Annotated in this window: 12 protein-coding genes; 3 read left to right on the top strand and 9 right to left on the bottom strand. The window is 73.4% G+C overall.

Annotated elements, in window-relative coordinates:
• Window position 1 precedes the first annotated feature (1 nt).
• A complete protein-coding gene (locus tag H8838_RS14490; RefSeq protein ID WP_185995640.1) occupies window positions 2–1,309 on the top strand; it encodes a thymidine phosphorylase in 1,308 nt (435 codons plus the stop codon).
• Window positions 1,310–1,366: 57 nt separating this feature from the next.
• On the opposite strand, the gene H8838_RS14485 is transcribed toward H8838_RS14490, so the two are convergent.
• A complete protein-coding gene (locus tag H8838_RS14485; RefSeq protein ID WP_181312202.1) occupies window positions 1,367–1,819 on the bottom strand; it encodes a MaoC family dehydratase in 453 nt (150 codons plus the stop codon).
• A gap of 19 nt (window positions 1,820–1,838) precedes the next feature.
• Between H8838_RS14485 and H8838_RS14480 the strand changes: the two genes are divergently transcribed.
• Window positions 1,839–2,930, top strand: a complete 1,092-nt coding sequence (locus H8838_RS14480) for an adenosine deaminase (RefSeq protein WP_224766152.1) — start codon at window positions 1,839–1,841, stop codon at window positions 2,928–2,930.
• On the opposite strand, the gene H8838_RS14475 is transcribed toward H8838_RS14480, so the two are convergent.
• Both H8838_RS14475 and H8838_RS14470 read right to left on the bottom strand, forming a co-directional pair.
• Window positions 2,881–3,510 (bottom strand): hypothetical protein, encoded by a 630-nt coding sequence (locus H8838_RS14475; RefSeq protein WP_181312204.1) that lies wholly within the window; start codon window positions 3,508–3,510, stop codon window positions 2,881–2,883. The two genes, H8838_RS14480 and H8838_RS14475, sit on opposite strands and share 50 nt — an antisense overlap.
• On the bottom strand, window positions 3,507–4,127 hold the full coding sequence (locus H8838_RS14470) for an ATP-binding protein (protein WP_181312205.1): 621 nt from the start codon (window positions 4,125–4,127) through the stop codon (window positions 3,507–3,509). Before H8838_RS14470 ends, H8838_RS14475 begins: the two co-directional genes overlap by 4 nt.
• A 159-nt stretch (window positions 4,128–4,286) precedes the next feature.
• On the opposite strand from H8838_RS14470, the gene H8838_RS14465 reads away from it, so the two are divergent.
• A complete protein-coding gene (locus tag H8838_RS14465) occupies window positions 4,287–5,912 on the top strand; it encodes a VWA domain-containing protein (protein ID WP_185995641.1) in 1,626 nt (541 codons plus the stop codon).
• Window positions 5,913–5,922: 10 nt separating this feature from the next.
• Here H8838_RS14465 and H8838_RS14460 read toward each other — a convergent pair whose 3' ends face one another.
• The 6 genes from H8838_RS14460 to H8838_RS14435 all read right to left on the bottom strand — a co-directional run bounded on the left by H8838_RS14460 (window position 5,923) and on the right by H8838_RS14435 (window position 12,323).
• Window positions 5,923–6,807 (bottom strand): aldehyde dehydrogenase family protein, encoded by an 885-nt coding sequence (locus H8838_RS14460; protein WP_185995642.1) that lies wholly within the window; start codon window positions 6,805–6,807, stop codon window positions 5,923–5,925.
• Window positions 6,804–8,267: an aldehyde dehydrogenase family protein gene (locus H8838_RS14455; RefSeq protein ID WP_185995643.1), complete on the bottom strand. Its 1,464-nt coding sequence runs from the start codon at window positions 8,265–8,267 to the stop codon at window positions 6,804–6,806. Before H8838_RS14455 ends, H8838_RS14460 begins: the two co-directional genes overlap by 4 nt.
• Window positions 8,268–8,274: 7 nt before the next feature.
• A complete protein-coding gene (deoC, locus tag H8838_RS14450; RefSeq protein WP_181312209.1) occupies window positions 8,275–9,279 on the bottom strand; it encodes a deoxyribose-phosphate aldolase in 1,005 nt (334 codons plus the stop codon).
• Window positions 9,280–9,304: 25 nt separating this feature from the next.
• Entirely contained in the window at window positions 9,305–10,963 is a 1,659-nt protein-coding gene (locus H8838_RS14445) for a phospho-sugar mutase (RefSeq protein WP_185995644.1), read from the bottom strand.
• A 110-nt stretch (window positions 10,964–11,073) separates the two neighbouring features.
• Entirely contained in the window at window positions 11,074–11,571 is a 498-nt protein-coding gene (tpx, locus tag H8838_RS14440) for a thiol peroxidase (RefSeq protein WP_181312211.1), read from the bottom strand.
• An 80-nt stretch (window positions 11,572–11,651) separates the two neighbouring features.
• Entirely contained in the window at window positions 11,652–12,323 is a 672-nt protein-coding gene (locus H8838_RS14435; RefSeq protein ID WP_181312212.1) for a biliverdin-producing heme oxygenase, read from the bottom strand.
• Window positions 12,324–12,449 lie beyond the last annotated feature (126 nt).

Raw genomic sequence — 12,449 nt, 5'->3', positions numbered from 1 at the left:
GATGAACCAGCCCACGACCCGGCCCGCGAGCCGGCACGACGCGGTCGAGGTGATCGCGACCAAGCGGGAGCGGGGCGAGCTCAGCGACAGCCAGATCGACTGGGTGGTCGACGCCTACACCCGGGGCGAGGTCGCCGACGAGCAGATGTCGTCGCTGGCGATGGCGATCCTGCTCAACGGGATGGAGCGGCGCGAGATCGCCCGCTGGACCGCGGCGATGATCGCCTCGGGGGAGCGGATGGACTTCTCCGCGCTCTCCCGGCCGACCGCCGACAAGCACTCCACCGGGGGAGTGGGGGACAAGATCACCCTGCCGCTCGCCCCGCTGGTCGCGGCCTGCGGCGTCGCCGTCCCCCAGCTCTCCGGCCGCGGCCTGGGCCACACCGGCGGGACGCTGGACAAGATGGAGGCGATCCCCGGCTGGCGGGCGACCTTGTCCAACGAGGAGCTGCTCGCCCAGCTGGAGTCGGTGGGCGCGGTCATCTGCGCCGCCGGCGACGGACTGGCCCCCGCGGACAAGAAGCTCTACGCCCTGCGTGACGTCACCGGCACGGTCGAGGCGGTCCCGCTGATCGCCTCCTCGATCATGAGCAAGAAGATCGCCGAGGGCACCGGCGCCCTGGTGCTCGACGTCAAGGTCGGCACGGGTGCGTTCATGAAGGACGAGGCCAAGGCCCGCGAGCTGGCTGAGACGATGGTCGCGCTGGGCACGGACGCGGGCGTGCGCACCGTCGCGCTGCTCACCGACATGTCCACCCCGCTCGGGCTCACCGCCGGCAACGCGATCGAGGTCGCGGAGTCGGTCGAGGTGCTGGCCGGTGGCGGCCCTGCCGACGTGGTCGAGCTGACCCTGGCCCTGGCGCGGGAGATGCTTGCCGGCGCGGGTCGCGGCGACGTCGACCCGGCGGAGAAGCTGGCCGACGGCTCGGCGATGGACGTGTGGCGGGCCATGGTCAGCGCCCAGGGCGGGGACCCGGACGCGGCGATGCCGCAGGCCAAGGAGTCCCACGTGGTCACCGCACCCCGCTCCGGGGTGCTGACCAGGCTCGACGCGATGGCCGTCGGCCTGGCCGCCTGGCGGCTCGGTGCCGGCCGCGCGCGCAAGGAGGACCCGGTGCAGGCCGGGGCCGGGGTGGTCTGGCACGCGCGACCGGGCGACACCGTGCGCGAGGGCGAGCCCCTGCTCACCCTGCTCACCGACGAGCCCGAGCGGTTCGACAGGGCGCTCGCCTCGCTGGAGGGCGGCTACGACGTCGGCGACGCCGCGTCGTACGAGCCCCGGCCGCTGGTCATCGACCGGATCGGCTGACCTGCGTCGGCCGGCGCCCTCGGGCGCCGGCCGCAGTGGGATCAGGTCGGGTCAGGGTCAGGGCAGCAGCAGGACGACGGTCTCGGCGACGCAGGCCGGCTTGGCCTCGCCCTCGATCTCGATGGTGTGCTTCAGCGTCATCTGCAGGCCCGCCGGCAGCTCGGTGCACTCGCCGATGGCGATGTGCGAACGGATCCGCTTGCCCACCAGCAGCGGCTGCGGGAACCGGACCTTGTTGACCCCGTAGTTGAGCTTGGCGCCGGGGGTCTCGAGCGCGAACACGTCGGTGCCCAGCACCGGGAGCAGGGACAGCGTCAGGTAGCCGTGGGCGATCGTCCCGCCGAAGGGGCCCTGAGCGGCGCGCTCGACGTCGACGTGGATCCACTGGTGGTCGCCGGTCGCCTCGGCGAACTGGTCGACCCGCTCCTGGTCGACGGTGAGCCACTGACTGGTGCCGAGCTCCTCGCCGGCGGCGGCGACGACTTCCTCGAGGCTGGTGAAGGTACGCATGGATGGAACACTAGGGGGCGTGACGACTCCGAGCAGGGACCAGGTCCGACGTGCGCCCAAGGTTGTGCTGCACGACCACCTCGACGGTGGTCTGCGCCCAGCCACCATCCTCGAGCTGGCCGAGGAGGTGGGGCACGAGCTGCCGGCCGGCGACGCCGAGTCGCTGGGCCGCTGGTTCTCCGAGTCGGCCGACTCCGGCAGCCTGGAGCGCTACTTGGAGACCTTCGACCACACGGTCGGGGTGATGCAGACCGGTCCCGCCCTGACCCGGGTGGCCCGGGAGTTCGTCGAAGACCTGGTCGCCGACGGCGTGGTCTACGCCGAGGTGCGCTACGCCCCCGAGCAGCACGTGGAGGCCGGGCTCACCCTCGACGAGGTGGTGGCGGCGGTGCAGGAGGGGATCGACGCCGCCGTCGCGGCCGCCGGCGGCCGGATCGTGGTCCGCCAGCTGCTCACCGCGATGCGGCACCAGGCCCGCTCCCAGGAGATCGCCGAGCTCGCCGTCGCCTGGCGCGACCGGGGCGTGGCCGGCTTCGACATCGCCGGCGCCGAGGCCGGCTACCCGCCCACCCGGCACCTGGACGCCTTCGAGTACCTCCAGCGCGAGAACGGCCACTTCACCATCCACGCCGGGGAGGCGTTCGGCCTGCCCTCGATCTGGCAGGCCATCCAGTGGTGCGGCGCCGACCGGCTCGGCCACGGGGTCCGGATCGTCGACGACATCGAGGTCGGCGAGGACGGCAGCGTCCGCCTGGGCCGGCTCGCGGCGTACGTGCGCGACAACCGGATCCCCCTGGAGATGTGCCCGACCTCCAACGTGCAGACCGGGGCGGCCACCTCGATCGCCGAGCACCCGATCGGTCTGCTCACCCGGCTGCGCTTCCGGGTCACCGTCAACACCGACAACCGGCTGATGAGCAGCACCACGATGACCGACGAGATGCACGCGCTGGTGGAGGCGTTCGGCTACGGGTTCGAGGACCTGCGCTGGTTCACCATCAACGCCATGAAGTCGGCGTTCCTGCCGTTCGACGAGCGGCTGGAGATCATCGAGCGGGTGATCAAGCCGGAGTACGCCGCGCTGATGGCCGAGGAGCCGGCGCGACCGTGAACCACGGCACCGGCCACCCGGTGCCGAGCCGCCCGGAGACCAGCTCGGGGACCTCGAGCCGGCGCGGGCGGCCGGTCGCCGGGTCGTGGGCCACCAGCGGGTCCGCCGGCCCGCGCCCCGCCGCCAGCACCAGCAGCACGTGCCGGGGCAGCGCCGCCGAGCCGACGTAGACCGGGCAGGGGAGCCCGGCGAGCACGGCGGTGCGCAGCTCGGCGAGGGCCGCGGCACGTGCGCTCTCGCGGGCCACCCCGGGCCACAGCGGCCGCACCCGGTAGGGCAGGCCGGTGCGGCCGGCGAGCTGACGGGCCGCTGCCCAGGGCGGGGTGCCCAGGGCGCGTGGCCAGGGGGTCTGGAGACGGCCCGTGACGTCGACGGCACCGGTGACCCGCCGGTGCATGGCCGAGGTCTCCGCGGCGAGGTCGACCCGGCCCTCGACCAGGGCACGCGCGTAGGCCTCGGACCGGCAGGCCTCGGCGAGCACCAGCGCCGACGCGCCGCAGGTCCGGGCGTCGGGCTGGACCGGTCGCCGGCTCAACAGCTCGCGGGCCCAGCGGGCCGGGCCGTCGGCCGGCGTGCTCATCCGACCTGGACGCCCGGCGCGCCGCCGGTCAGCTCGTGCACGGCCTGCCACCCCTGCTGCGGGGTGAGGGCGACGCAGCCGCGGTCGACCGCGTGGTCGACCACCCTGCCCTGGGCGCGCATCAGCGCGAACCCCCGCCGGACCAGCACCGCCGGCGCCTTCCGGTGCTCGCGCAGGTCCCGGGCGAGCCGCCGCCAGAACGTGACGAGCGGGTGCTGGCGCACGCAGTACGCCGCCGCCAGCAGGCCGAGGCCGCGGACGGGAGCCACCACCTCGGCGGCGAAGATCCCCTCCGCGACGAAGAACCGCTCGCCGTGCAGGTCGAGCAGCTGGGTGCCGATGGCCCGGTTGTCGGGGATCGAGTAGACGGGGACCTCGGCGCGGCCCTCGGCCGAGAGCCGGGCGATCGCGGCCACGGCGGCCTCCTGGTCCCACGACGCCGGGTCGTCCCAGTCGACCATCCCGGCGTCGGACCCGGAGCTGAGACGGGGCATCTCGGGGTCGTCGGCGGCGCGGTAGAAGTCGTCGAGCCGCAGCACCGGCAGGCCGAGCCGTTCGGCGAGGCGGGACTTGCCGGCGCCCGAAGGGCCGGCCAGGACGATCACCCGGGCGCGCACCCGCTCATTGTGCCTGAGACGGATTTCGGTAAAGAAACCGAGTCCGGTGGTCTGGACACGTATCCTCACCGCGGCAGATAGTCATTACCGTCGGTTTTCTCGTGGTCACCGGCAGGTCAGGTGTTCCGGCGGCAGGAGCCGGGTCGAGGGAGGATCGCCATGGGCTCCGGTCGCCATGCGCACAGCAAGTCCCAGGAGCGCAGCGGGCTCTCGCCCGTGCTGCTCGTCGGCATCCTGGTTCTCGCGGTCGCGGGGGTCAGCTGGGTCGCGCTCGGCCCCGGACTGGGGGGCACGGGGGCGGCGGACGCCGACGACTGCCCGCAGTACACGCCCGTGGTGATCAGCGTGGTCCCGGCGATGGAGCTGGCGGCGCAGCGCGCGGTGAGCGAGCTCTCCGACGACGACGGCTGCTTCCCGGCCGAGGTCCGGGTGGAGAGCCCGGCCGAGGTCGAGGACTCGTTCTTCAACGGCGGACGCCCCGACCTGTGGATCGCCGACACCACCGCCCGGGTGGAGCGGCTGTCCCGCATCGGCATCTCCACCACCACCCTGGTCCCGTCTCTCGCGGTCACCCCGGTCGGTCTGGCCGGCGGCCCGACCAGCGAGCGCCCTGAGTCGTGGCTGCGGGCCCTCGAGGCCGACCGCCTGGTGCTCGGCGACCCGAAGTCCGACAGTGCGAGCGCGCTGGCCCTGGTGGCGCCGCGCCTCGAGGCCGAGCTGGCCGGACCGGAGGTGCAGCGCGCGGAGGCGGCCGTGGTCACCGCTGCCCAGTCCTACGGGATGCGCAGCGCCGAGGGTGCCGCTGAGCGTGCGGCGCTCGACGACATCTCGGCCACCTACACCCGGCTGATCCCGGCCACCGAGCAGGAGCTGCTCACCCGTGGCGCAGGCGTGGCCAACCTCAAGATCCTCACCCCCCGGACCGGCGCGCCGCGTCTGACCTTCCCGATGGTGCAGGCAGGCACCGGGTCGGTCGACTCCGGCGACGTGGCCGACCGGCTCGCCGGCTGGTTCGCCTCCGAGAAGGGGATCGCCGCGCTCGCCGAGTCCGGCCTGCGCACCCCGGACGGGGCTCCCATCGCGGGGCGTGGGATGGGCGAGGTGGCGCTCCTCGCGGAGCCCCCGGTCGAGCAGTTCGACGCCGTGCTCGGCGCCTGGGGTGTCCTCACCGTCCCCTCCAGCCTGCTCGCCGTCTTCGACGCGTCGGGGTCCATGGACTTCCCCGCCGGGGACGGCGAGACCCGGGTCGATCTCGCGGTGGACGCCGCGCTCACCGCCCTCGGGGTCTTCCCCAAGCACGCCCGGATCGGGATGTGGGCCTTCTCCATCGACCAGGGCGGCCCGGGTCAGGACTGGCGCGAGATCGCGCCGATGCGCCGCCTGGCCGAGACCACCCGGGGCACCACCCACCTGGAGTACCTGCGCAAGCGGATCCCGGTGCTCAAGTCGATCACCCAGGGCGGCACCGGTCTCTACGACACCACCCTGGCGGCCTACCAGAAGGCGGTCCGCGCCTACGACAAGAGCTTCTTCAACGCGGTGATCCTGCTGTCCGACGGCGCCAACGACGACCCGGGCTCGATGTCGCTGGAGCAGCTGCTCAAGGAGCTCGAGCAGGCGCAGGACCCCGACCGCCCGGTGCGGATCATCTCGGTCGGGATCAGCACGGACGCGGACATGCCGGCGCTGACCAAGATCTCCCAGGCCACCCGCGGCCAGGCGTTCCTGGCCGAGGACCCGCGCGACATCCTGGACGTCTTCGCCCAGGCCCTGATGTCGCGCTGAGCCCGCGGGGTCAGATGCCGATCGGGTGCCAGACGGTCTTGGTCTCCAGGAACCGCGTCATCCGCTCGGTGCCCTGGTCCCCCAGCCAGTCCGGCTCGGCGGCCGGGGCGCGCAGCACCCGCTTGAGGTTCTCCGCGGCCGCCTGCTCGTAGGCGATGGCGGCCTCGGGGTCACCGGCCACGCCGGTCAGGTCCAGGGCGTTGACGTCCATGTGCCCGGCCAGCCACGGCGCGGTGTCGCGCCAGGGGCCGGTGAGCAGGTTGACCACCCCGCCGGGGACGTCGGAGGTCGCCATGACCTCGCCGAGCAGCACCGCCGGCAGCGGCCGCTCCTCGGAGGCGAGCACGACCGCGGTGTTGCCGGTCACGATCACCGGGGCGATCACCGAGACCAGCCCGAGCAGCGAGGACCGCTGCGGGGCCACCACCGCGACCACGCCGGTCGGCTCGGGGCTGGAGAGGTTGAAGTAGGGGCCGGCCACCGGGTTGGCGGAGCCCTCCACCTGGGTGATCTTGTCGGCCCAGCCGGCGTACCAGACCACGCGGTCCACGGCCTCGTCGACGACCTGGTCGGCCTGCTTGGCGTTCAGGCCCTCGGCCTGCCGGACGGCCTCGACCAGCTGGGGGCGGCGGTCCTCCATGATCTCGGCGATCCGGTAGACCACCTGCCCACGGTTGTACGCCGTACGCGCGGACCAGCCGCCGAACGCCTTGCGCGCCGCCTGCACGGCGTCCCGCGCGTCCTTGCGGGACGCCTTCGACGCGTTGGCCACGAAGTTCCCCTTCGAGTCGGTGACGACGTAGGAGTGACCGGACTCGGAGCGCGGGAACGCCCCGCCGATGTAGAGCTTGGCCGTCTTGCGCACGGTGGCGCGGCCGGGTGTCGTGGGGCTCACCGCAGGTATCCCTCCAGTCCCTGACGGCCGCCCTCGCGGCCGTACCCGGACTCCTTGTAGCCGCCGAACGGCGACGTGGGGTCGAACTTGTTGAACGTGTTGGCCCAGACCACGCCCGCGCGCAGCTGGTTGGCCATCCACAGGATCCTGGAGCCTTTCTCGGTCCAGACCCCGGCGGAGAGGCCGTACGGGGTGTTGTTGGCCTTCTCGACCGCCTCGGAGGGGGTGCGGAAGGTCAGCACCGAGAGCACCGGGCCGAAGATCTCCTCACGCGCGATCCGGTGCGCCTGGGAGACCCCGGTGAAGAGCGTCGGGGGGAACCAGAAGCCCTGGGCGGGCAGCTCGCAGGGAGCCGACCAGCGGCCGGCGCCCTCGTCCTCGCCGACCTGCGCGAGGTCGCGGATCCGGCCCAGCTGCTCGGCGGAGTTGATCGCGCCGACGTCGGTGTTCTTGTCCAGCGGGTCGCCGACGCGCAGGGTGGCCATCCGGCGCTTGAGCCGGTCGAGCACCTCCTCGGCGACGCTCTCCTGGACCAGCAGCCGCGAACCGGCGCAGCACACGTGGCCCTGGTTGAAGAAGATGCCGTTGACGATGCCCTCGACGGCCTGGTCGATCGCGGCGTCCTCGAAGACGATGTTGGCGGCCTTGCCGCCCAGCTCGAGGGTCACCCGCTTGTCGGTCCCGGCGACGGTGCGCGCGATGCTGCGCCCGACCTCGGTGGAGCCGGTGAACGCGACCTTGTCCACGCCGGGGTGGGCGACCACCGCACGGCCGGTGGCGCCGGCGCCGGTGACGATGTTGACCACGCCGGGCGGCAGGTCGGCCTGCTGGCAGATCTCGGCGAAGAGGAGCGCGGTCAGGGGAGTGGTCTCCGCGGGCTTGAGCACCACCGTGTTGCCGGCGGCCAGTGCGGGCGCGACCTTCCACGCGAGCATCAGCAGCGGGAAGTTCCACGGGATCACCTGGCCGGCCACCCCGAGCGGGCGGACGTCGGGCCGGCCCGGGACGGCGTACTCCAGCTTGTCGGCCCAGCCGGCGTAGTAGAAGAAGTGCGCCGCCGCGGTCGGCACGTCGACGTCCCGGCTCTCGCGGATCGGCTTGCCGTTGTCGAGCGTCTCCAGCACGGCGAGCTCGCGGGCCCGCTCCTGGATGATCCGGGCGATCCGGAAGAGGTACTTGGCGCGCTCGCGCCCGCTCATCCGCCCCCAGACCCGCTCCTGGGCGCGGCGGGCGGCCTGGACGGCGGCGTCGACGTCGCGCTCGTCGGCCTCGGCGACCTCGGCCAGCACCTCCTCGGTGGCGGGGTTGATCGTCTTGAACGAGCGTCCGCCGCCGTCGACGAAGACGCCGTCGACGAAGAGCCCGTAGGAGGGCGAGAGGTCGACGACGGCGCGCGACTCGGGCGCGGGGGCGTAGTCGAAGAGGGGCGCGGAGCCGCTCGACTCGGGAACCTTGACCATGTGTGCCTCAGTCCAGGGTGAAGTAGTCGGGGCCGGAGTAGCGGCCGGTGGTCATCTTGGTGCGCTGCATCAGCAGGTCGTTGAGCAGCGTGGAGGCGCCGAACCGGAACCAGTCCGGGTCGAGCCAGTCGGCGCCGCAGGTCTCGTTGACCATCACCAGGTACTTGATGGCGTCCTTGGCGGTGCGGATGCCTCCGGCCGGCTTCACGCCGACCATCTGCCCGGTCTGCTCGCGGAAGTCGCGGACCGCCTCGAGCATCACCAGCGTGACCGGGAGGGTCGCGGCGGGCTGGACCTTGCCGGTGGAGGTCTTGATGAAGTGCGCCCCGGCCATCATCGCCAGCCAGCTGGCGCGCCGGACGTTGTCGTAGGTCTGCAGCTCGCCGGTCTCGAAGATGACCTTGAGGTGCGCGTCCTCGCCGCCGGGGCGGGCGCAGGCCTCGCGGGTGGCGACGATCTCCTCGAAGACCTGCAGGTAGCGCCCGGAGAGGAACGCGCCCCGGTCGATGACCATGTCGATCTCGTCGGCACCGGCGGCGACCGCCGCGCGGACGTCGGCGAGCTTGATCTCGAGGGCGGCCCGGCCGCTGGGGAACGAGGTGGCCACGGCCGCCACGTGCACGCCGGAGTCGCCCAGGGTCTCCTTCGCGACCTCGACCAGGTCGGGGTAGACGCAGACGGCGGCGACGGAGGGGCAGGACGGGTCGGCCGGGTCGGGACGCATCGCCTTGGAGGCCAGCGCGCGCACCTTGCCGGGGGTGTCCATCCCCTCCAGCGTGGTCAGGTCGACCATCCGGATCGCGAGGTCGAGGGCCACGGCCTTCGCCTCGGCCTTGACCGAGCGGGTGCCGAGGGCGGCGGCGCGGGCCTCGCACCCGACCTGGTCGACCCCGGGGAGTCCGTGCAGGAAGCGGCGCAGGGAGGCGTCGGAGCCGACGACGTCGCCGAAGCGGGCCGTGAGGTCGGCGCCCGCCGGGCCTGCACTCGTCGTTGAGGCAGAAGTGGCAGTCACGCCCCCAGCATAAGGTCGGGGCCCCTCACAGCCCCGCGGCGGTGCGGACGTCCGCCTTGATCGCGTCCAGCCGGCCGGCCGCTGCGATCCGTGCGGCGTCCACCCCGTCGTCCGGCGTCACCGGGACGACGACCTCCAGGTAGCACTTCACCTTCGGCTCGGTGCCCGAGGGGCGCACGATCACCCGCGCACCCTCCGCGAGGGTGTAGCGCAGCCCGTCGGTCGGGGGCAGCTGGGCGGAGCCCTGCGCCAGGTCCTCCACCCGCTCCACGGCCAGCCCGCCGAGGCTGGTGGGCGGGTTGCCGCGGAGCCGGTCCATGGCCGCGTCGATCCCGGCGACGTCGGCGAACCGGACCGAGAGCTGGTCGGTCGCGTGCAGCCCGAACTCGCTCGCGATGTCGTCGAGCAGGTCGATCAGCGTCCGGCCCTCGGCCTTCGCCGCGGCCGCGATCTCGCAGAGCAGCAGCAGCGCCGAGACCCCGTCCTTGTCGCGCACGTGCTCGGGGTCGACGCAGTAGCCCAGGGCCTCCTCGTACCCGTAGGCCAGGCCCTCGAGGCGGCCGATCCACTTGAAGCCGGTCAGGGTCTCGGCGTGCGGCTGGCCGGCTGCGCGGGCCATCGTGCCGAGCAGCGAGGAGGAGACGATCGACGTCGCGTAGACCCCGGGGCGCCCCTGCGCGAGCAGGTGCCGGGCGAGCAGCGCGCCGGCCTCGTCGCCGCGCAGCATCCGCCAGCCGTGCGGTCCGGGCACGGCGGCGGCGCACCGGTCGGCGTCCGGGTCGTTGGCGACCACCAGGTCGGCGCCGCGCTCCTGGGCGAGGGCGAGCGCCAGGTCGAGCGCACCGGGCTCCTCGGGGTTGGGGAAGGCGACGGTCGGGAAGTCGGGGTCCGGCTCCTCCTGCTGCTCCACCACCAGCGGGGCGTCGAAGCCGGCGGTCTCCAGCACCTGCACCACCGAGGCGCCGCCGACGCCGTGCAGCGGGGTGTAGACGATCTCCAGGTCGCGCGGGCCGTCGCCCGCGAGGTCGGCGACGGTGTCCAGGTAGCGGTCGACGACCTCCTCGCCGAGCACCGTGCCGGGTCGGCCGCGGGGGATCTCGCCCACCGGCCCGACCGCGGCGATGTGGGCCGCGATCCCGGTGTCGGCCGGCGGCACGATCTGGCTGCCGTCACCCAGGTAGACCTTGTAGCCGTTGTCCTGCGGGGGGTTGTGGCTGGCCGTCACCATCACCCCGGCCACGCAGCCCAGCTCGCGGATGGCGTAGGCGAGGACGGGGGTGGGCAGGGGCCGGGGGAGCAGGAGGGCGCGCAGCCCGGCGCCGGTCATCACCTCGGCGGTGTCGCGGGCGAAGACGTCGGAGTTGTGCCGGGCGTCGTAGCCGATCACCACCGAGGAGTCGTCGACGGCACCCTGCTCGCGCAGGTACGCCGCCAGGCCCGCGGCGGCGCGGAGGACGACCACCCGGTTCATCCGGTGCGGGCCGGCACCCAGGGCACCGCGCAGGCCGGCGGTGCCGAACTCGAGGGGCCCGCGGAACCGGTCGGCCAGGTCGGCGGCGTCGCTGCCGGCCTCGACCTCGGCGATGATCGCCTCCAGCTCGGCCCGGGTCGCCTCGTCGGGGTCCTCGGCGGCCCAGGCGCGGGCGCGGGCGAGGAGGTCTGCGGTCTCGGCGTCGTGCGTCATGCACGCACGGTAGCGCGACGACGCACGGCCCCGCCCAGGGGCGTCGAGCGCCTCCGGGCGGGGCCGGGGAAGAGCGTGCCGGGCCTGGGGTCAGGCGCGGCGGACGGAGCTCAGGAGAGGGCCGCGAGCGCCGCGTCGTAGTCGGGCTCGGTGGTGATCTCGTCGACCAGCTGGGTGTAGGTCACCTTGCCGTCGGCGTCGAGCACGACCACCGCGCGGGCCAGCAGGCCGGCCATCGGCCCGTCGGCCAGGGTGATGCCGTAGTCCTCGCCGAAGGTGGACCGGAAGGCCGAGCCGACCTTCACCTTGTCGATCCCCTCGGCGCCGCAGAAGCGGGCCTGGGCGAACGGCAGGTCCTTGGAGACGTTGATCACCACGGTGTCGTCGAGCTCCGCGGCGAGCTCGTTGAAGCGGCGCACGCTGTTGGCGCAGATGCCGGTGTCGACGCTGGGGAAGATGTTGAGCACCACGCGGGTGCCCTCGGTCTCGGCCTGGGTGAGGGAGGAGAGGCCCTCGCCGACCAGCTCCCAGCCGGGAGCGGAGGTGCCGACGGCCGGCAGTTCGCCGACGGTGTGGACGGGGTTGCCCTTGAGCGCAGTGGTAGCCATGGCCCTATTCCTACACCGGTCGGCCCAACCCGCCGAGGTCCGACCGTGCTGCGGACCTCTCCTCGCCCGGTGTCCGCGCCTCAGCGGGCGAAGAGCGCCAGGTGCTGGGCCAGCTCGGCGAAGACCGCCTGGTTGTGGCTGAACGCGTGCTGGACCTCCTCGACGGCCGCAACCTGCTGCGCCGCGTCCAGCGGCAGTGCGTCGAGCCGCTCCCGGTAGCCGTCCTTGTAGACCTTGACCTTGGGGATCGAGTCGAACCGGTAGAAGCTCAGCCCGGCGCCCTGCCGCGCGAAGTCCCGGTCGAGGATCCGGCCGATTGCCTGGCCGCCGGAGAGGTCGCCGAGGTAGCGCGTGTAGTGGTGGGCGACGAACCGCTCCGGCTGGTCGACGGTGGCCCGGATGGCGGCGGCGTACGCCTGCGCGGCACGGCCCGCGCAGGCCTCCTCGGCGGGAGCCCCGGTGCGCCAGGACTCCAGGTCGGCGTCCAGGCTCTCCAGCCGCTCCAGAGCCGGGTCGTGCAGCGGGGCGATCAGCGGGTCCTCGGCGAGCTCCCGGGCGGTCTCCTCCAGCGCGGCGTAGACCGGGCGCAGCGAGCGCAGGTAGTTGACGTAGCCCGCCTCGTTGACCCGTCCGCCCATCAGGTCGGTGATGAAGGTCGAGCTCTCCGCCGCGTCGTGCTGGGGCTGGGAGCCCTCCCGGAACGCGACCGAGAGGGCCGGCCGGGGGGTGGAGGGGGCGTCGAGGATCGTCATGGGTTCTCCGGTCGTCGTGGTGGGGCGCGGCCGAGCCCGCCGTGGGGGTGATTAGGGCACCCTAAGTGATCTTAGGCTAACCTAAGCCCGCACCGGGTCGACTCCGCGGTTCTCATCTCGGGCGAA

Origin of the sequence: Nocardioides campestrisoli (genome assembly GCF_013624435.2) — a bacterium.
Lineage (GTDB): Bacteria > Actinomycetota > Actinomycetes > Propionibacteriales > Nocardioidaceae > Nocardioides > Nocardioides campestrisoli.
This window is presented reverse-complemented; position numbering and strand designations above follow the sequence as displayed.